At 71.8% G+C, this 20,013-nt stretch carries 14 protein-coding genes; 7 read left to right on the top strand and 7 right to left on the bottom strand.

The window, feature by feature from the left end; genetic code table 11:
- Positions 1–12: 12 nt before the first annotated feature.
- The 7 genes from IPJ95_00625 to IPJ95_00595 form a co-directional block, all read right to left on the bottom strand.
- A complete protein-coding gene (locus IPJ95_00625) occupies positions 13–3,180 on the bottom strand; it encodes a discoidin domain-containing protein (GenBank protein ID MBK7922132.1) in 3,168 nt (1,055 codons plus the stop codon).
- Complete coding sequence (locus tag IPJ95_00620; GenBank protein ID MBK7922131.1) at positions 3,177–4,001, bottom strand: carbohydrate ABC transporter permease; 825 nt, start codon at positions 3,999–4,001, stop codon at positions 3,177–3,179. The genes IPJ95_00625 and IPJ95_00620 overlap by 4 nt, the downstream gene beginning before the upstream one ends.
- On the bottom strand, positions 3,998–4,891 hold the full coding sequence (locus IPJ95_00615) for a sugar ABC transporter permease (GenBank protein ID MBK7922130.1): 894 nt from the start codon (positions 4,889–4,891) through the stop codon (positions 3,998–4,000). The genes IPJ95_00620 and IPJ95_00615 overlap by 4 nt, the downstream gene beginning before the upstream one ends.
- Positions 4,888–6,177, bottom strand: coding sequence for an extracellular solute-binding protein (locus tag IPJ95_00610; protein ID MBK7922129.1), 1,290 nt, complete (start codon positions 6,175–6,177; stop codon positions 4,888–4,890). The genes IPJ95_00615 and IPJ95_00610 overlap by 4 nt, the downstream gene beginning before the upstream one ends.
- Entirely contained in the window at positions 6,162–7,586 is a 1,425-nt protein-coding gene (locus IPJ95_00605) for a Tat pathway signal protein (protein ID MBK7922128.1), read from the bottom strand. The genes IPJ95_00610 and IPJ95_00605 overlap by 16 nt, the downstream gene beginning before the upstream one ends.
- Before the next feature lie 72 nt (positions 7,587–7,658).
- On the bottom strand, positions 7,659–10,571 hold the full coding sequence (locus IPJ95_00600) for a TonB-dependent receptor (GenBank protein MBK7922127.1): 2,913 nt from the start codon (positions 10,569–10,571) through the stop codon (positions 7,659–7,661).
- A 99-nt stretch (positions 10,572–10,670) separates the two neighbouring features.
- Positions 10,671–11,675: a LacI family DNA-binding transcriptional regulator gene (locus tag IPJ95_00595; GenBank protein ID MBK7922126.1), complete on the bottom strand. Its 1,005-nt coding sequence runs from the start codon at positions 11,673–11,675 to the stop codon at positions 10,671–10,673.
- Positions 11,676–11,900: 225 nt separating this feature from the next.
- On the opposite strand from IPJ95_00595, the gene IPJ95_00590 reads away from it, so the two are divergent.
- The 7 genes from IPJ95_00590 to IPJ95_00560 all read left to right on the top strand — a co-directional run bounded on the left by IPJ95_00590 (position 11,901) and on the right by IPJ95_00560 (position 19,964).
- Entirely contained in the window at positions 11,901–13,007 is a 1,107-nt protein-coding gene (locus tag IPJ95_00590) for an alkaline phosphatase family protein (protein MBK7922125.1), read from the top strand.
- A gap of 200 nt (positions 13,008–13,207) precedes the next feature.
- Complete coding sequence (gene dltC / locus IPJ95_00585; GenBank protein ID MBK7922124.1) at positions 13,208–13,456, top strand: D-alanine--poly(phosphoribitol) ligase subunit 2; 249 nt, start codon at positions 13,208–13,210, stop codon at positions 13,454–13,456.
- The gene (locus tag IPJ95_00580) at positions 13,453–14,676 is read left to right on the top strand and encodes a hypothetical protein (protein MBK7922123.1); all 1,224 of its coding nucleotides are present in this window, start codon (positions 13,453–13,455) and stop codon (positions 14,674–14,676) included. Before dltC ends, IPJ95_00580 begins: the two co-directional genes overlap by 4 nt.
- A gap of 120 nt (positions 14,677–14,796) precedes the next feature.
- Complete coding sequence (gene dltA / locus IPJ95_00575) at positions 14,797–16,254, top strand: D-alanine--poly(phosphoribitol) ligase subunit DltA (GenBank protein MBK7922122.1); 1,458 nt, start codon at positions 14,797–14,799, stop codon at positions 16,252–16,254.
- Positions 16,251–17,567 (top strand): D-alanyl-lipoteichoic acid biosynthesis protein DltB, encoded by a 1,317-nt coding sequence (locus IPJ95_00570; protein ID MBK7922121.1) that lies wholly within the window; start codon positions 16,251–16,253, stop codon positions 17,565–17,567. Before dltA ends, IPJ95_00570 begins: the two co-directional genes overlap by 4 nt.
- A gap of 956 nt (positions 17,568–18,523) precedes the next feature.
- Positions 18,524–18,880 (top strand): helix-turn-helix domain-containing protein, encoded by a 357-nt coding sequence (locus IPJ95_00565; GenBank protein ID MBK7922120.1) that lies wholly within the window; start codon positions 18,524–18,526, stop codon positions 18,878–18,880.
- 58 nt (positions 18,881–18,938) lie between these two features.
- Positions 18,939–19,964 carry a hypothetical protein gene (locus IPJ95_00560; GenBank protein MBK7922119.1) on the top strand — a complete coding sequence of 342 codons (1,026 nt, stop codon included), beginning with the start codon at positions 18,939–18,941 and terminating at the stop codon, positions 19,962–19,964.
- The last annotated feature ends 49 nt before the right edge of the window (positions 19,965–20,013 follow it).

Here is a 20,013-nt window from a genome sequence, read left to right as displayed (position 1 = left end):
CCTCCCTTGCGATCAGTAAACAACGACGACCTCCGCCGGCACGCGGCGGAGCAGGACGACGCCATCGGATGGCGCCGGCTGCGCCACGCCATCCACCAGGACCTGACGGGGCGGGGGTCCGCCCGGCACCATCACGCGGATCCCGCCGGGCGGCGGCCGGAGCCCGGCGCCGAGGCGCACCCGCACCGACGTTTCCTCCCGCCGCGCCGTGTAGCTCAGCGGGCCCCACCAGGTGCCGAGGCGCTCCACGCGGACCCCCTCGCCCTCGAGCCAGCGGGGATCGAGCCCGGCGCCGAGCACCAGCGACCCGTCCGCCTCATCCTCGTAGGCAAAGAGGTCTGCGGCGGAGCGGAGGAAATCCGATCCCACCCAGGTGTGCGGGCTGTCCCCGATGAACTTGAGCACGCGGCGGTCGTGCCAGACCACCTCCGGCCACTGGTTCCAGCCCGTCGGTTCCTGGTCGGCCAGGAACTGCTCCAGCAGCGCCCGGGCGCGGTCGGGCCACCCCAGCCGGAGCAGGGTCCCCACCGTCCGCAGCTCGTACGGCGTGTAGTTCTCCCAGGTGCTGCCGCTGTCGGCCCGGGCACGCGCCTGCCGCCAGTAGCGCGCGAAGGTGGCGCGGAGGGCCGCGTCGGGCACGATCCCCTGCAGCCCGCCCGGCGACACCGCCACCGTGGTGGAGGTGGCGTCGAAGTCGCCGAGGTCGGCGGCCCCGGGGAGGTAGTCGATGCCGTCGCGCGCCATCACCCGCGCCCACGAGGCGAGCAGGTCGGCGCGGAACGCGTCGCGCAGCGCGCCGTAGCGGCTGGCCGCCGCGGCATCACCCAGGACCTCGGCCATCCGGGCCGCGTCGGTGAACCCCCGCAGCGCGAAGATGTCGTCCCAGTACGAGTGCATGGGCTTGGCGGAGTACCCCTCGTGGCTGATCGAGGGCGGGAGCAGGCCGAAGAATACCTCCCCGGGCCCCGAGCGATACTCCCCGGTCCGGCGGGTCTGGCGCAGCGAGTCGAGGTAACTGACCGCGGCGGTCACGTGCGGCCACAGCTCTCGCACCAGCGCGGTGTCGCCGGTGTGCCGCCAGTACTCGGCCACCAGGTACACCAGCTGGCCATGACTGTCGTGCTCGGGCACGGGATCGGCCCCGCGCGCGTCGACGCAGCAGGGCACCTTGCCGCTGGGATACTGGAAGCCGGCGAACCAGCGGACGAAGTCCCGCACCACCTCCGGGTGCCCGAACCGGAGCAGCGCCGCCGAGGTGAGCGAGCCGTCCCGGATCCAGGAGCGCTCGTAGCTGCGCGACCCGGGCTGGATGCTCGGGCCATCGCGATTGACCAGGATCCACGCGAGCGTGCTCTCGATGGTCCGGGCCAGGTGCCCGCCCGAGGGCGGCAGCAGGATCCGGGTCCGCTCCAGCCGCTCGTGCCACCAGCCGCGGGTCTCGGCGAGTGCCTGCTCCACGACCGCGGGATCGTTGGCCGGGAGGGCCTGGCGGCCACCGGGAGTGAGCGGCACCTCGAGATAGACGGACGCCGAATCGCCCGGCCCGAGGGTCAGCGGCCACGCCAGCGCCGCCGAGGCGGCACCGAAGGGGTCGCGGGCACGGGTCGCCACGGGGAGCGTGCCCCGCAGCAGGTGGGACGCGATCTCGCCGGCATCGAAGCTGGTGGCCCCCACCGCCCCGGGCCGGGTCAGCGGGATCACCAGGCGGTCCGCGTTCACCTTGAGGGCCCGGCCGGTCCACCGCACGCTGTCGATGCGGGCGGCGCCACCGCTGGTATTCAGGAACTGGCTGGGCGGGTTCACCTGGAAGGGCCGGACCGCCGCATAGAGCGTCGGGGTGCGCGGCGCCTGACCCTCGTTCCGCAGGCGGTAGCGCAGCACCAGGTTCGGGTGGCTCGGCTCCCCGACGGCGAAGGCGGTGACGGTGAGCGAGAGCCCTGGCATGCGCCAGGTAGTGGAGGGGATGGGCAGCACGCCATCCTCGAGCGTGGGCTCGGGGATGACGTCGTGCCAGCTGAGGGTCCGGCCCCCGTCCCGCAGGAACGGCTCCACCGAGAAGTCGCCCTTGCCCACCTCGGCCGCGCCATCCTCGCCGAAGAGCGCCTCCTCGCGCGCGGCATCGAGGCCCACGACGGTCCAGTACGCGCGTCGGCCGCTCCAGTACCGGGGGAAGCTGCCCGCGGGGGCCAACGCCGCAAGCGCCCCGAAGAAGGCGTTGCGGGTGGCGCCCCACGCCAGCGGCTGCACCACGACCTCGCCCAGCGCAAAGCGGCGACCGGCCAGCGCGTCGCGGAGCAGCAGGCGGAGCCACCGGGTCTCGGTGTCCGGGAGCTGGAGGTCATCGCGGCCACCGTTGCCCTCGGTCACCCGGCGCACCGTGCGCCAGGCGCGCCCGTCGTCGGAGAGCTGCACGTCGTAGGTGGCGGAGGCCCCGCCCGGGCGCCAGAAGAGGGAAAGGCCGCCGAACTCTCGCGGCCGCCCGAAGTCGATGGTCAGGGCGCGCGGCGGGCCGCCGGTCGCCGTGTCGCGGGCCCCGCCCGCCGCGTTGCGCCAGGCGGTCGAGGTATCGCCATCGACGGCCAGGGCGGCGGGAGCGCCCCGGAGGCTGCTCCAGGCCCGGGCCAGCGGGGCGCCGGTGTAGGGACCGGCCACGGGGAGGGGGGTGAGTTCCAGTTCGTCGAACCAGACGGTGCCGCGGCCCCCCCGGCCGGCGGTGATCACCAGCTCCAGCGCCGCGACGTGGCCCAGCTCCCCGCCCCCTTGCGGGCCCCAGGCATAGGTGATCTGGCGCTTGCGGATCGTCACCCGTCGCCAGACGCCGTCGAAGGACCGGTCCCGCTCGGTGTACCACCAGACGTTCTCTCCCGAGGCGTCGACCAGCTTGAACTCGAGGGTGTTCGCGGGCCCGGTGGCGCGGAGCCAGAAGGTGAAGGCGTAGTTGGCGGGGAGGTCGACCGGCAGCGTGCGGCGGGCGATCGCGTAGCCGCCGCCGCCCTGGAAGTCGAAGTCCATCCGCAGCGCGTGGCCGCGGTGCCCCAGCTCGCCCCGCAGCGTGGCCCGCACGCCATCCGCGGGGTGGGCGCTCCACGCCTCCGGCCGCTCGAAGCTGTCGAGCAGCCGTGGCGCGAGGGTGTCGGCCTGGCCGCCCAGCCCGGCCACCAGCAGCAGTGCGGCGATCATCCCTTCACGCTCCCGGCCATGATGCCCTGGATGTAGTAGCGCTGCAGGAAGAGGAAGGCGACGAACACCGGCAAGACCGTCACCACCGCGCCCCCCATGATCAGCTCCACGTCCTGCACGTGCTCGCCGGCCAGGTTGGCCAGCGCCACCGGCAGGGTGTAGCGCCGGTCGTCGCTGAGGACGATCAGCGGCCACATGAAGTCGTTCCACGCGGACAGGAAGGTGAACACGCCGAGGGTGGCGAGCACCGGGGCGATCGCCGGCAGCACCACCGAGCGGAACAGCCGCCACTCCCCGGCGCCATCGAGGCGCGCCGCGTCGAGCAGGTCGTCCGGGATGGAGAGGGCGTACTGTCGCACCAGGAAGATGCCGTAGATCGGGGCGAGCACCGGGATCATCGCGCCGAACAGCGTGTTGATGAGCCCCATCTCGCGGAGCAGGAGGAACATCGGCAGCATCGCCACCTGGCCCGGGACCACCATCCCGTAGAGCAGGGCCCGGAAGAGCGGCTGCCGCCCCCGGAAGCGCAGCTTGGCAAAGGCGTACCCCGCCATCCCGGTGAGCAGCACCCCGAGGAGGGTGCCGCCCACCGCGATGATCAGGCTGTTGAGGAAGTAGCGGCCGAGGTGCTGGCTCTCGAACAGCGCGCGGTAGTGCTCCAGCGTCGGGTCGGAGGGGACGAGCGGGGGCGGCGCGTGGTTGGCCTCGCCGGGCGCCATGAGGCTGGCCGACACCATCCACAGGAGCGGCCCCGCGGCGAAGCCCGCGCCCACGAGCAGCAGGGCGTGCAGCAGCACCGTGCGGAGCAGGCGGCGGCTCATGCCACGGGCTCCCGCCGCAGCCGCAGCTGGATCAGCGTCCCGGCCAGGGTCAAAAGGAAGAGGACCACCGCGATCGCGGTGGCGAAGCCCAGCCGCCACCAGCGGAAGCCCTCCTCGTACATGAGCAGCATCAGGGTGAGGGTGCTCTTGAGCGGCCCGCCCTGCGTCATCACGTACGGCTCGCTGAAGACCTGGAAGCTCGCGATCATCGTGACCACGCCCACGAAGACGAAGGTCGGCCCGAGCATCGGCACGGTCACGTGCCGGAACCGGTGCCACGCCCCCGCGCCATCGAGCTCCGCCGCTTCGTACAGCTCCTCGGGGATGTTCGACAGGCCGGCCAGGAACACCAGCATGTTGTAGCCGAAGTTCTTCCACACCGAGACCAGCACGATCGCCGGCATGGCCCACGCCGGGTGGCCCAGCCAGTCGATGGCCGGCAGCCCCACGGCCTGCAGCAGCGCATTGAGCGGGCCGTACTGCGGGTGGTAGACGTAGCGCCACACCAGCGCCACCGCCACCAGCGTGGTGACCCACGGGGCAAAGAAGGCGCTCCGGAAGAGCGGGCGGAACCGCACCAGCTTCGAGTGCACCAGCACCGCCGCCACCAGCGAGGCCAGCACCGAGAGCGGCCCGCCCAGCACCACGAACCAGGTGGTATTGCGGAGCGCCGTCCAGAAGAGCGGGCTGTCCCACAGGGTGCGGTAGTTCCCGAGGCCGATGAACCGCGTGCTCCCCGGATCGCCGATGGAGTAGATGTCGAAGTCGGTGAACGAGAGCCCGAAGGCCGCCAGCACCGGCAGGACGAAGAACACCGTGATGAGGGCCAGGGCGGGCGTGATGAAGAGCCACCCCGCCCGCGATTCCGCCCGCGCCTCGGGGCGGCTCACCGCTCCGGCCCCGGCCGCCGGGCCAGCAGGTAGCGCCGCCGCTCGAGCAGCCGGTCCACCTCGCGGTCGAGCGCGGCGAGCGCCTCGGCCGGCGTCACTCCGCCGCGCACCGCCGCCTCCGTCTGGTCCATGATCTTGGTGGTCACCTGCTCCCACTCCGGGACCATCGGCGTCGGGACGGCGCGGGTGAGCTGCACCCGGAAGGCGGCCGCCGCGCTGTCGGCAGCCAGCGCGCTGTCGGCCCAGGCCTCCCGGCGGGCGGGGAGGTCACCGGTCAGGTGGTAGAACCGCGCCTGCTGGGCCGGCTGGGAGAGGTAGCGGACCAGGTCCCACGCCAGCGCCTGCTGCCGCGAGGCGCGGAAGATCACCAGGCTCGCCCCGCCGGCGAGCGACACGCCGGAGGCCGCGCCGGTGGGGCCGGGGAGCGGCGCGGTGGCCCAGGCGTGCTGCTGGTCGGCGGGAATGCGGCGGCGGAACTCGCCCAGGTTCCAGGGGCCGCTGATGTACATGCTGAACGTGCCCCGGGCGAACTCCTGGTAGAGGTTGGCGATCTCGGTGTTGGACACCGGCGGCGCCAGCCCCTCGCGGTACAGGTTGAGCATGAAGTCGAACGCCCGCGCAAAGGCGCTGTCGCCGAAGGCGCCGCGCCCGTCCGCGGTGAGCAGCGGGGAGCCCTGCTGCAGCCCGAGGATGGCCTGCGGCGGCCACTCGTTGAGCGGGAGGAAGATGGCGTACCGCCGCTCGCCCCCCAGCCGCTTGAGCGCGCGCATGGCCTCGAGCCAGCCGGCCCAGTCCTCCGGCATGCGGGCGTAGCCCGCGCGGGCCAGGAGGTCCCGGCGGTAGAAGAGCACCCGCGTATCCACGTACCACGGGATCCCCCACAGCCGGCCGTCCACCACGTTGGTGGCCCAGATCCCGGGGAAATGCCCGCTGGTGTCCATGTCCGCCGCGGCGCGCTGCAGGCTGTCGAGCGGGAGCAGGGCGTCCAGGGTCACGAGCTCCGGGACCCAGGTGTTGCCCAGCTGTGCCAGGTCCGGGGTGGCGTGGCCCACGTGCGCGGTGAGGAGCTTCTCGTGCGCCGCGCTCCAGGGAATCTGCTGCACCTCGACCCGCACCCCCGGGTGCCCGCGCTCCCAGTCGCGCACCAGCGCCTGCACCACCTCGCCCTCGCGCCCGAAGGCCCAGAAGCGGAGCGTGGTCGCAGGTGCGCCGCGCTCACCCCCGCAGCCCAGCAGCAGCGCCGCCAGGAGGGCTGCCGCGCCGGCGCGGTTCACGAGCCCAGCCACCCTCCGGTGAACCCCGCGCGGCGCAGCCCCTGGATGAGGTACGGGCTCTTCCGCATGTACTTCCAGACAAAGTCGCGGCGGTAGTTCGCGGTCATGGCGACGATGGGCCCCTGATCCAGGCCGAGGTAGTCGGTATCGAACCACCCCACACCGGGCACGATGCGCCCCTGGCTCGGCGTCACGCCGGGAAATTGGAAGGTGGGGTTGAAGGCATCGACGAAGCCGTACTGGCCGAAGAGCGCGTCGCCGTAGGTCTCACGCATGGCCACCAGGGTGGGGAGCACCACCTCCGGCGCGAAGGGCAGGGACGAGGCGGAGGCCATCGGGGAGATCGTGCCGTCGTCCCGGACCTCGGTGAAGGAGGCCCCCCGCGCCGCGTAGGTGAAGAACCGCCGGTCCCGGCCATTGTAGGGCAGCGTGACGTCGGCCGGGCCGTCGGACGCCGAGATCCCCCACGCGTCCTTCCCGTAGCCGCGCCACCCGTCGGGGTTGGCGATGGCGTAGGCCCGCTGCGCCAGCGTGGCCCGGCGGCTGTTCTCGAAGTAGTCGAGGCCCCGCGACCGCATGTAGGGGTCCTGGATGCCACGGAAGTCCACCCACACGTGGGAGAACTGGTGCCCGAACAGCGGCGCGAACCCGACGTGGGCCTGGCCGTGGTACGTGCCCCACTGGTATGTGGCGCTCCACGCCGCCCAGGCGGTGCTGTCCACCGGGTGGGTGGGGGAGCCCAGGGCCAGCAGGTAGACGATCATGGCCTCGTCGTAGCCCCGCCAGTCGAGCGGCTGCCAGCCGTCCTCCGGCTTCCAGCCCATGTTCACCAGGGGCGGGGTCCGCTGCGCCCACTGCCAGTCGGCCCGGCGGTAGAGCGAGTCGGCCAGGGCGCGGATGCCGGTCTCGGTGGCGTCAGGGCCATCGTAGTACTCGCGGCAGAACAGCACCCCCGCCAGCAGGAGCGCGGTGTCGATCGTCGACAGCTCCACGTCGCGGAAGCGGGCGCCCGAGGGCATGTCGAGGAAATGGTAAAAGAACCCCTGGTGGCCGCTCATCCCGGTCGCGTCCGGTCCCTGGGGCGCTTGCCAGAACCACGCGAGGGTGGTCTTGGTGCGCTCGGCGGCCTCGGCCCGGGTGATGTAGCCCCGCTCGACGCCGATCGGGTAGGCGGTGAGGGCATACCCCACCGCGGCGATACTCGAGAAGCTCGGCGTGGGCCAGCGATCCGGCGTCAGGCCGGTCGTGGGGTCGGTGCGTTCCCAGAAGAAGTTGAAGGTGCGCTGCTCGAGGGTGTCGAGAAACGCCAGCTCCAGGGCGGTCGGTGGGGCGGCGGCCGCGGGGCCGGGGGCGTCGCCGCACGCGGCGGCGAGCAGCGGAAGGCACAGGGCCAGCACGGGGGTGCCGCGACGGAAGGACATGGGGGAGCCCCGCGCAGGGGGTGAAGCACCGCGGAGGGCCGGAAGGCCCCCCGCGGCTTGTGGTGAGGTGACTTAGAAGGCGTACTCCATGCCGAGCTGGAACCGGCGGGCGTCGCTGACCACGCACCCCGCCTTGCCGAAGTTCGGGTCGGTCTTGGAGCCGGTGTTGTAGCACCCGAAGTTCTGGTAGTTGAAGGCGTTGAACAGGTCCACCGTCACGCCGAGGGTGTTGCCCCCGAAGTTCGGGAAGTCCTTCCGGACGCGGAGATCCACCATCCGGTACGCAAACGCCCCCGGGACAATGAAGTTGTAGCGCTTCGGTGTAAAGCCCCCGCGCTCATAGCCGGTGCCGCAGAAGCGGGCCGGGCAGCCCACGTCCGAGCGGTTGCCGCTGCCCAGGGTGACGAGACCGCCGAACTGGATGCCATACAGGAACGGTACGTCCATGATCCAGTTGGCCACGATGCGGACCTTCTCGTCGTTGGCCGGGTGCTTGGGAATGTTCTTGGTGTTGGGAAAGGCGAACAGGTCGCCCAGGGCGTCGACGCCCTGCACCGAGCGCTCGGCGTAGGTGAGCGCCAGCCCGGCGCCCCAGCCGAACCTCTCGCTGGTGCGGCGGTAGGGCCGGTCCACCTGCACCTGCAGCGCGTCATACCACGTCTTCCCGTCGCTGGTGGAGTAGATGAAGTTGCTGAAGCCGTGGTTGCTGATCGGGAAGCTGGTGCAGCAGGAGCCGTCCGGGTTGAGGCCGAAGTTGGCCCAGTTCATGGTCAGCTGGTCCACGCCGCGGACGCCGACGTAGGTGGCGCTGGCCGTCACGCTGCCGAACACCCGCCGGATGCCCAGGTTCCACTGCCGCGACTTCGGGGCCTTGACCTTGTTGTCGATCAGCCAGGCCTCGGGCGTCCCGGTGGTGTGCACCAGCTGGTCCAGGGTGGCCCGGTCGGCGTCCAGGTAGGAATCGTTCCACGCCACCTCGCCGGTGCCCGGGGCGGAATCCGGGTGGGCGAAGTTCACCGTGAAGGTGGGGTGCGAGAGCTTGAGGGTCTCGTCCACCGACACGTCGAAGATCGTCCGGTCGTAGTAGATGCCGAAGCCGCCGAAGATCGTGGTCGTGTTCGCGTCGTCGAGCGCGTAGGAGAACCCGACCCGCGGCTGGAGCGCGCCCCCGAACGGCGAGCGATCGGAGCCGTTGGTGGTGTAGCGGTTGAGGTCCAGCGGGCTCGGCAGCGAGTCGTTGTACCGCGTCAGCGTGTCGATCACGTTCTGCGGGGTCTTGTAATCGGTGTTGAACATGTTCGTTTCATAGTCCCAGCGCACGCCCAGGTTGAACGTCAGGCGCGAGGTCGGGCTCCAGTCGTCCTGCAGGTACAGCCCGATCTTGGTGTTCTTGGTGTCCAGGTTCGGGTTGCCGGTGCCGTAAACGAGCTGGTACGGATTGCGGAAGGCGTAGGAGAGCCCGTTCAGGCTGTCCCGGTACATGAAGCGGGGCGTGCCGTCGTTGTCCTTCACGATATCGTAGGTCACGAAATCGACGTTCACGCCGGTCTTGATCACATGCTGCCCGCCGGCCTGGAAGCCCGAGTAGGTCAGGTCGTCCCGGAAGCCGATCCGCTTCTGGAGGAAGTCCTGCGTGCTCAGGTCGCTGCCGATGCGGTTGTCGGTGTTGTTGTACTGGTAGATCCGCGACGCCAGGCCCCCGGTGGCGGGCTCCGGGTTCCGGCGGAAGTGGCTGTAGTCCACCTTGGCCTCGTTGAGCCAGGCGCCGCTGAACCAGTTGTACCGCAGCTGGCCGATCGACACGTTCTGGCGGAAGTTGACCGCCGACTGGAACGACCGGGTGCCGCCGAAGTCCCGCTCGTCGGTCTCGCGCCGGGTGCTGAAGCTGAGCTCGGCCGAGGAGTGCGCGCTCACCGCGTAGGTGGCCTTGCCGAAGAACAGCGACTCCCGGAACGGCGAGGTGAAGGCGCCGTTGTAGCCCGCCAGGTCCACCGAGTCGAGCGCGGCGAAGCCGGTCGGAGTCGGCGTCATGGCCACCCGGTTCTGCCGGTTCTGGTAGTTCCCCTCGTAGCTGCCGAAGATGTGCAGCTTGTCCTTGATGAGCGGGCCGCCCGCGCTCAGGCCCACCAGGTAGCGGGCGTACTCGGGCTCCTTGAACGCCGGGTTGTTGGTCTTGTCGGCCCGCTGGAAGCTGTCGAGCGCCACCAGCCCCTTGTCCTGGTAGCTGAAGAAGGCGTTGCCGGACCAGATGTTGCCGCCCGACTTGGTCTGCGCGGTGATGATCGAGCTGCTGGAGTTCTGGTACTCGGCCTTGAAGTTCTGGCTGATGACCCGGTACTCCTGGATCGCGTTGCGCGGGAACGGATTGCCGCGGCTGGCATCCTGGCCGCTCACGCCGCCGCCGGTGAGGTCGTTCTTGAGGCTGGTGCCGTCGATGAACACGTTCACGGCGTTCGGGGACTGGCCGCCACCCTGGAAGGTGCGGGTCTGGCCGTTGATACGGTCCTCGGACGTGGTGACGCCCGGCGAGAGCGCCGCCAGGTCCAGGAAGTTGCGGCTCGGAGTCGGCAGCTTCTCGATCTGCTCCGCCGTGACGTTGGTGGCCACTTCCGAGGTGCGGGTTTCCGCCGCCGGGGCGGCGATGACCGCGATCTCCTCGAGCTCCACCGCCTGGTCGGACAGCGTGAAGTCCTCCAGCGCCACCGCGCCGATCTGCACCCGCACCCGCCGCACCTGCGGCGCGTTGCCGATGTGGCGCACCGCCACCTCGTACAGCGCCGGCGGCAGGCCCGGCAGTACGTAGAAGCCGTCCGCCCGGCTGGTGGTCGAGCGGCTCACCCCGGTCTCGGGGTTCCGCGCGGTGATCTCGGCCGCGGCCAGGGGGCCGCCGCTGGCGGCCTTCACGTAGCCGCGGATCGTGCCGGTCGTGTTCTGGGCGGAGGCACCGTCCGCCGCCAGGATGAGGAGCCCGAGCAACGCGAGCATCCCTCCCAGCCATCGTCCTACGGTTCTCGGGGTCATGCAGCCTTTCCTCCGGGGTGGTGAATCACGCTGCGTCACGCGGGCGGGGGCCTCAGGGGGAGCCTAGCCCGCCCGCGCGCCACATGAGCGCCGCACGACCAGGGTCGTGGGCAACATCTCACGGCGGGGATCCTGCCCGGGCCGGCCCTGCAGTCCCGCCAGGAGCCAGTCGGTCGCGCGCCCGCCGAGCGCGCTGATGTCCACGTGCACCGAGGTCAGCGCCGGGTCCACATAGCGCGCCATCGGGATGTCATCGAAACCGGCGACCGCCACCTCGCCCGGGACCCGGACCCCGGCGTCGCGCAGCGCCGCCAGGGCGCCGATCGCCATGCCGTCATTGGCCGCGAAGACCGCCGTCGGCCGCCGGGACAGGGTGAGCAGCCGCCGCGCCGCCGCGTGCCCCGCCGCCTCGCTGAAGTCGCCCGGCAGCTCCAGCGCCGGGTCGGCCTCGAGGCCGCGCTCGGCCACGGCCGCCCGGTAGCCCCGCAGCCGCTCCGCCGCGTCGAAGTTCTGCTCCGCGCCGCGGATGATCGCGATGCGCCGGTGTCCCTGGCCCGCCAGGTGGGACACCATCGCCGCGGCCCCGTCGAAGTTGGCGATGCCCAGGCTGTCGTACCCGGTGTCCGTCGGGGGGCAGTTGAGCAGCACGACCGGGAACCGCTCCGGCAACCCGCGGCGGCTGGCGCCGGCGTCCATGTCCGGCGACATCACGATCAGGCCGTCCACCCGGCCCCGCATCGAACGCAGCGCGGCCTCCAGCGGCCGCCCGCCCTCCCGCGCGCTCGAGACCAGAACGTGGTACCCCTCCTGCTGGGCCCGCTGGTCGATGCCGCGGATGACTTCCGAGAAGAACTCGCCGTAGAGATCGGGGAGCAGCACCCCGAGGGTGTGGGTACGGCTGGTGATGAGGCTGCGGGCCGCCCCGTGCGGGCTGTACCCCAGCTGCTGCGCCACCAGCTGCACCCGCTCCCGGGTGTCGTCCCGGACCAGGTCGCTGTCGTTGTAGACCCGGGAGACGGTGGCAACGGAGACCCCTGCCAGCCGGGCGACGTCCTTGATAGTGGCCATGCGAGCGGCTCGCTGAGCCGGAGGCCCGGCACCGGCACATGGGGTGTGCGGTGGTACGGGCGAATCTGTGTGTCTCGATATGAAACGGGCTCCGACTGGCTTGTCGGTGCGAGGGGCATGTAAACGTTTACATATTCTCCAAATTTGTCAAGATCCAGCAACACCGGCGGCAGCCCGCCGACCGATCACGCTACTTTGTCTCCTCTCCATTCCACGGCCCAGACGATGCCTCTCCCGCCCCGCGCGCTGCTGTGCTCCCTGCTCGTCCTCGGCGGCGCCGTCGGTCTCCGCGCCCAGGCCCCCGCCGACGCCCGCGTCATCCTCATCACCTTCGACGGCATCCGGGCCGAGGACTTCTTCGGCGGCCTCGATACCATCGTGAGCGCCCGCGAAGAGGACAGCGGCATCTACGACCTCGAGCGCCTGCGCCGGGACTACTGGCGCGACACCCCCGAGGCCCGCCGACGGGCGGTCATGCCCTTCTTCTGGGACTCCCTCGCCCCCCGCGGCATGGTGCTCGGCGACCCCACGCGCGGCAGCTCGATGCGCATCACCAACTCCCATGGCTTCTCCGCGCCCGGCTACCAGGAGATCCTCACCGGGCACGCCCAGCCCGACGTGACCAGCAACGACCAGCGCCGCTATCCGCATCGCACGGTGCTCGAGCACGTCCGCGCAACGCTGCGCCTCGCCCCGGAGCGGGTCGCCGCCTTCACCTCGTGGGAGAACTTCCGCTTCTACGTCGCGAGCCAGGAGGGCGCGGTCTTCGTCAATGCCGGCTACGACAGCATCCCCGCCGACCGGCAGACGCCGATCATGGCCCGGCTCCTCGGCGTGCAGCCCCGGGCCCTCGCGCTGTGGGAGGGCAGCCGCCTCGACGCCTTCACCGGGGCCCTCGCGCTGGAGTGGCTGCGACGGCACGATCCCCGGGTGATGTACCTCGCCTTCAACGACACCGACGACCTGGCGCACAACCGCCGCTACGATCGGGTGCTCGACGCGCTGCACGCGCTGGATGACTTCCTGCGCGAACTGTGGCAGACCGTCGAGTCCCTCCCGGCCTATCGCGGCCGCACCACCATCATCCTCACCACCGACCACGGCCGTGGTCACACCCCCCGCGACTGGACCGACCACGGCGAGGACGTGCCGGGCTCCGAGACCATCTGGCTCGCCGTCATCGGTCCCCGGACGCCGGACCGGGGCGTGGTGGCCGGCGTCGCGGCCACCCAGGCGAACATCGCGGCCACCCTGCTCGAATGCCTGGGGCTGCCGGGCGCGGGCTGGAGCGCGGAGACCGCGCCGCCGGTGGCGGGCGCATGCGTCCGCTGAGCTGCGGGCGACATGACAGTTAGGTGAATTGAGAGTGCATGCCTCGCAGATTCCACAGGTGGCTGTGACACGCCGACCACGGCGCGCCCGCTAACTCCTTGCAGTCATGGGTTCATGAACGGCGCTTCCCGCGGTCCGCGACTTGCCGCACGGGAGGCGCCGCTCACGTTCCCGACCCACGTCCCGGACGATCCATGACGATGTCGCTGTCCCTTGCCGAGCGGGTGCTTGGCCGCCTTGCAGTCGTCGCCGAAACCGACGAGGTCCGCACCGACCTCGAGCTTCCGCTCTACGCCGACCACGTGCTCGACTCCATGAAGACCGTCGAGCTCATCGTGGCCCTGGCCGAGGAGTTCGGCCTCGACATCTCGCCGGCCGAGCTCGAAGCGGACACCTGGGCCACCCCGGCGCGGCTGATCGCCTGGATCGAGGAACGGGTGCCCGCGTGACCCCGGCCGCCCCGCCCGCCGGGGTGGCTGGCGCACACCTGCGACCCGCGGCGCTCGCGCTCCTGCTGACCGGTGCGGTCGCCGCGCTCACCCTCGTGGCGGCGCGCCGCGCCCTGGACCGCCAGGTCGAGTCCCTGCTGCCGCGCGCCTTCGAGCAGAAGTCGATGGGGCTGGCCTTCCAGCGCCGCGCCCTCCAGCGCGACAGCCTCCTCCTGCTGTACGGCAGCTCGGAACTCAACCAGTCGGTGCCCTACCGCGCGGGGGACTGGTTCCGCTCGGCGCCCACCGGCTTCCGCGTGGTCCCCGTGGGGCGGAAGGGCACGCTGCCCATCCATCACGCCCAGTCCTTCTATGCGCTGGGCGCGGCCCTCCGGGGCAAGCGCATCGTGATCGAGGTCGCGCCGAACGTCCTGACCCATCCCGACGGCTTCTTCACCCGGGGGATGTTCGCGGGGAACTTCTCCCCGCTCGCGGCCGGGGCGGTGGCGTGGGGGCCGCCGACCGATACGCTCGCGCGCCGGATCGCCCACCGCATCCTGGATTTCCCCCTCGCGCTCGAGGCGGACCCACTGCTCCAGTTCGGCCTGGAGACGGTGGCCGACGGCCGCCCGGGCGACCGCGCCTTCGCCGTGCTGTTTCGCCCGCTGGGGCGGCTGCAGGGGGCGGTGCTCGGTCTCGAGGACGAGATCCGGCTCTGGGGCGCGGGGTGGGTGGCCCGGCGCAAGCGGCTGCAACCCGCCGCCGAGCCCGGGCCGCCCGACTGGCCGCGCCTCGCCGCCGCGGCGGAATCGCTGTACCGCACGGAGGCCGCCTCCAATCCCTACGGGATCGAGGACCGCTACTTCCTGGCCCGCCGGTCCTACTTCGAGTCGAAGCGGACCCACGCCCCGCCCGTGCCCGACCTCGATACGCTGCCCGCCTGGCAGGACCTGGAGCTCGAGCTCGACCTGCTGCTGCGGGCCGGGGCCCGGCCGCTGGTGGTGAACGTGCCGTACATGGGGCGGCTGATGGACTACCGCGGCTCCACGCCGGAGGAGCGGCAGGAGTTCTATGACCACCTGCGCGCGGCCTGTGCCCGGCGCGGCGTGCCGGTGGTGACCTTCGAGGAGCACGACATGGACCAGTGGTTCCTGCGCGATGATGGCGGGCACCAGTCGCCCAAGGGCTGGGTCTACACCAACCAGGCGCTGGACGCCTTCTATCATGACCGCCTCCGCTAGTCCGCGGGCCCGCTTCGCGGCGCGGCTCGCCTTCTACCTCGCCGTCCAGCTGGGGCTGCTGGCGATGGCGGTGCTGCACGCCTTCGACACGCCCAGCTTCATTTACCAGGCCTTCTGAGCATGGACCTCATCGCGCGGATCGAGCGCCGGGGTCGCGAGACGCCCGACCGGGTGGCGCACCAGAGCGGGGCGCGCTCCATGACCTGGGGCGAGCTGCTGCGCCGGTCCCGGGCCCTCGCGGCGTGGCTGGCCACCCACCTCCCCGACGACGCCTCGCCGGTGGTGGTGCGCGGGCACAAGGAACCGGAGATGCTGGTGGCGTTCCTCGCCTGCGCGCGGACCCGCCACCCCTACGTGCCGCTCGACACCGGCCTCCCCCCCGCCCGCGCCGAGCGCATCGTGGCGCTGGCCCGCGCGCCGCTCACCCTGGAGCCGGCCCGGATCGCCGAGCTCTCCGCCGGCGACCATGGCGAGCCGCCGGTCCGCGCCGTGGGCCCGGACGACCTGCACTACATCATGTTCACCTCGGGCTCCACCGGTGACCCGAAGGGCGTCCCCATCACCCGCGGCAACCTCGAGCACTTCCTGGCGTGGATGCTGGCGGAACAGCGGCCCGCCGACGGGGGCACCTGGCTCAACCAGTGCATCTTCGGCTTCGACGTGTCCCACATGGACACCTACCTCTGCCTCCTCACCGGGGGCACCCTGGTCAGCGTGACCAAGGAACAGGTGGCCGACCTCAAGCAGCTCTTTGCCATGCTCGGCAGCTCCGGCGTGACCGAGTGGGTCTCGACGCCGGCGTTCGCGCAGCTGTGTCTCGTGGAGCGGAAGTTTGCCCGGGGGATGCTGCCGGACGTGCGCACGTTCCTCTTCTGCGGCGAGGCGCTGCCGCCGGACACCGTGACCCAGCTCCTGGACCGTTTCCCCGGGGCGGAGGTGTGGAACACCTACGGTCCCACCGAGGCCACCATCGCCACCACTTCGATTCGAGTGGATCGCGAGGTCGTGGCCCGCTATGCGCCGCTCCCGATCGGACGGCCGATGCTGGGGAGCCGCGTGGTGATCCTCGACGCCGAGCGGCGCCCGGTGCCGGCCGGCGAGCGGGGCGAGATCGTCATCGCGGGACCCAACGTGAGCCCGGGCTACCTGCACCGCCCCGACCTCACTGAAAAGGCGTTCTTCCGCTTCGAGGGCGCGCCGGCCTACCGGACCGGCGACTGGGGGCACGTCCGCGACGGCCTGCTGTTCTGCGAGGGCCGGATGGACTTCCAGGTGAAGCTGCACGGGCACCGGATCGAACTGGGTGACATCGAGGCCAACCTCTGCGCGCTGCCCGGCGTGGCCGGCGCGGCCGTGCTGCCCGTGGAGAAGGACGGCCGGGTGGATGCCCTGGCCGCCTATGTCATGCTGGCCGACGCCCCCGCGGGCACCGACCGGGAAAAGGCCACCCGCCTGCGCGAGGCGCTGGCGGCGCGGGTGCCGGCGTACATGGTGCCGCGGAAGTTCCTGTTCGTGGAGGCGTTCCCCATGACGCCCAACGGCAAGATCGACCGCAAGGCGCTCGCGGCCCGCCCGTGACGCCCTACGCCTCCTTCAGCTACTTCGCGCTGGTGGCGCTGCTGGTGGCGCCCGCCGTCTGGCTCGGCTGGCGTGGGCGCGCCGCCGGCCGCTGGATCCTCGCCAGCGCGCTGCTCATGCTGGTGGTGCATCACGCGCCCAGCAGCAACCTGGTCCCCGGGCTGGGCCGGATCCGTGACCTGTGGGTGGTGCTCGCGTTCGGCGCCTGGCAGTGGCTGCTGGCCCGGTGGCTGCTGGCCGGCGGAGGCAAGAAGGCGCCCGCCGGCCGGTTCCGCGCGGCGCTGGCGCTCGCGCTCCTCCCCCTGGTCGCGGTCAAGCTGGCGCCGGTGCTGGCCCCCGCGTCGCGGATCGGCTTCCTCGGCGTCTCATACGTCTGCTTCCGCGCGCTCGACGTGCTCTTCGCGGTGCGCGACGGCCTGGTCACCACCCTGGCGCCCGGGGCCTACACCGCGTTCGTGGGCTTCTTCCCCGCGCTGTCCTCGGGGCCGATCGACCGGTTCCGCCGCTTCCTCAAGGACTACGAGGCCCCGCGGAGCCGCGTCCAGCTGCTCGCCGACCTCGACCACGCGGCGTGGCAGCTGCACCTCGGGCTGCTGGCCAAGTTCATCGTCGCCGCGCTGATCAAGCAGTACTGGATGGACCCGGCGGCGAAGCTCCCGGGGCTGGGCGGGATGCTGTCGTACATGTACGCCTACAGCGCCTACCTGTTCTTCGACTTCGCGGGCTACAGCGGGATCGCCATCGCGGTCAGCCACGCCTGCGGCATCCGGGTGCCGCCCAACTTCAACCGGCCCTACCTGGCCACCAGCATCCAGGACTTCTGGAACCGGTGGCACATCAGCCTCTCCACCTGGTTCCGCGACCAGATCTACATGCGCTTCCTGCTCGCCAACACCAAGGCGGGCTGGCTCAAGGACAAGCAGCTCGCGGCGTCGGCGGGCTTCGGGATCACGTTCCTCCTGATGGGACTCTGGCACGGGATCGCCTGGCACTACGTGCTGTACGGGCTCTACCACGCCGTGCTGCTGTCGGGGCACGGGTACCTGGGGGCGGGCGCTCAAGGACCAGCCCTTCACCAAGGGGCGCGCGTGGACCGCCGCGAGCTGGCTGCTGACCATCAATCTGGTCTGTTTCGGGTTCCTCCTCTTTTCGGGACACCTGACGGCTCCGCATGGGCAGGTGCCGCGCTGAGTCGCCGCAGGCCCTGGCTGGCCCACCACGCCACCACCAGCAGGAAGCCCGCCCGTAGCGCCGGCCCGGCCGTCGGCCCGCCCCCCAGCGCCGCGGCCATGTGCGGCGCCGCGAACCAGTAGAAGAGCCCCGCGCTGAGCACGGACAGGACCCGGATGGCCGGGACCACGCCGGTTCGCAGGAGCGTCAGCAGCAGGAGCACGGCCAGCCACGACAGGGCCACCCCAGCCAGCACCTGGCCGTAGGCTCGCGCCAGCGACGCCGGCCCCGGGTCGGGCAGCAGGCCGAATCCCACGATCAATCCCGGAAACCCCGCCACGAACAGCCCGGGTGCCGACCGGAGCCAGCGGCCCGCCTGCCGGCGGCCGCCGCCCAGGGCCACCAGCGCCTCCCGGGGTGCCCGGTCCACGCAGCCCACCGTGGTGCAGCGGACGCAGGGACGGCAGCGGGTGTCGCCGAGGTGGAGCAGCGGCGCGTGCCCGTAGAGCCGCTCCACCGGGAGCACCGGGCAGAGCGCGTTGCAGAAGCCGGCCTTTGCGGGTCGCGTCCGGCCCACCAGGTACGCCATCGCGCCGAAGGCGAGCAGGGTGGCGGCCATCGTCCGGCCATCGAACTCGAGGAGTACGCGCCGCGCGGGGATGATCCCGAGCAGCAAGGTGATGCCGATCGCGTTGAGGCGGGCCCCCGCGGCCCGGCCCAGGGTCTGGCCCTCGCGGGCGGGCCCGCCGAGGAGATCGAGGGTGGCGAGGGGGCAGGCGGCTCGCCACAGTGACGGGGAAAGGAAGAAGGTCACCGGGAGCAGCGGGATCACCACGGCCCACACCAGCCGGAGGGTCGGGGCGGGTGCCAGCAGCAGGCCGGCCAGCACGGCCGCCAACCCGAACAGCCCGGGCCAGCGCAGCCAGTGGCGCCAGGGATTGGGCAGGGGCGGGTCGTGATCGGGTGGGGCGAGGGGGAGCGCGCGCATCAGCTGGTACAGTGTGCCGCCGGCGATGAAGGCGGCGTGAGGCACCCGTGAACGGGGGAGCCGCGCGGGGACTTGCGGCCGTGGTGTGTAGTGTGTAGTATCTACTACACGATGCCTGAAAACTTCGGCGACTTCGTTCGCCACCGGCGGGAGATGTTGCGGGCCGGGGACCCCCGGTTCTCCGTGCGGCAGGTCGCCGCCCGGGTGGGGCTCGAGCCCTCGTATCTCAGCAAGATCGAGCGGGGGGAGCAGGCCCCGCCCTCGGAGGAGTCCATCCGGGCCCTGGCGGGAGACCTGGGCATCGATCCCGACCTGCTGCTGGCGCTGGCCGGAAAGGTCGGCTCGGATCTGCAGAAGATCATCCTCAAGCGGCCGCAGCTGTTTGCGGAGTTGCTGCGGGACCTGCGGCACCTCCCGGACCACGCGGTGCTCCGGCTGGTGCGCGAGGTGCGGGACGGCAAGTGGTAGCGGGACTCCGGCGGCCGGGGTGGTCGCGGAGCGCAGGCAGGACCACCGGGGAGGTTGTGTGATCGAACTGACCAATGACGCGCTGCAGTTCCGCTTTCCGGCGGTGCATCCCGGGGCGCGGCTGCACATCGATTTCCAGCGGACCCTCCGGATCCCCGACGACGGCCGCGACTATCCGCTGCCCCCGGGGCTCGGACGCTTCCCGCTGCGCCACGTGGACGACGTCGCCGGCCACGTGCCGGCCGTCTGGCTCGAGCATGGCGGCGTGATGCTGCCCATGTCCCAGGCCGAGGCGCTGTGGCTCAACTTCTCCGCCCCGCGGCTGGAAGACCGGGGCACGGCCTGGCCCTGCGCCATCCGGATCGCCACCGGAAAGATCGACGCGGTGACCGGCAAGCCGTGGGTGTCCGGGCTCGACCGCGGTCCGCAGAATTACCTGGTGCACCCCGGCCAGCCCTGGCTCGACGGGTACTGCGTGGAGCGTGGCGTGATCCGGCAGTTCGTGGCCATGCCGCTCGGCGAGGGGTACACCGCCGAGGAGCAGCTCACGGGGCGGGGGGAGCACGGGGGCATCCAGGTCCAGGTGTTCCCGATGAAGCGGGCCGCCTTCGAGCGCCGCTTTCCCCCGCGTCCGCCGCGCCCCGCGAAAGGAGAATCCCGCCTCTTGTGCCGGGAGGCCGGGGCGGCCGTGTGCGCCGCGCCGATGGAGATGGGGCTCGCCGCCGGCGGCCGGATGCGGCAGGAGATCTACGCCGACCGGTTCGAGCTGTCGGACTGGGACCTGGAGCAGGGGAGCCGGGTGTTCGTGCACCTGACCAACTCGGTGGTGTGGCAGGCCATCACGGGCCAGGCGCCTCCAGGCCGCCCGCCGACCGCGGCGGACTACAGCCGGGCCGGGCTGCCCTGGTTCGACTACTACGACGAGGCGCGGCAGCCCGTGCCGGGGTCGGAGCTGCTGCGGCGGTTGCGCAGCGTGCTGGAGCTGGGGGCGGCGCGGGGGAGCGCCCCGCTGCCGGAGAACGACGCCGCGCCCCCTGGCCGGGTGGTCCGGCTGCCGGACCGCCGGGTCCGGGAGTGGCGCTGAGGGGCGCTGCCGGGGGGCGAGAACGGGGGCTGCGGAGGGGCATTCGGGG

The organism is Gemmatimonadota bacterium (genome assembly GCA_016713785.1).
GTDB lineage: Bacteria > Gemmatimonadota > Gemmatimonadetes > Gemmatimonadales > GWC2-71-9 > JADJOM01.
This window is presented reverse-complemented; position numbering and strand designations above follow the sequence as displayed.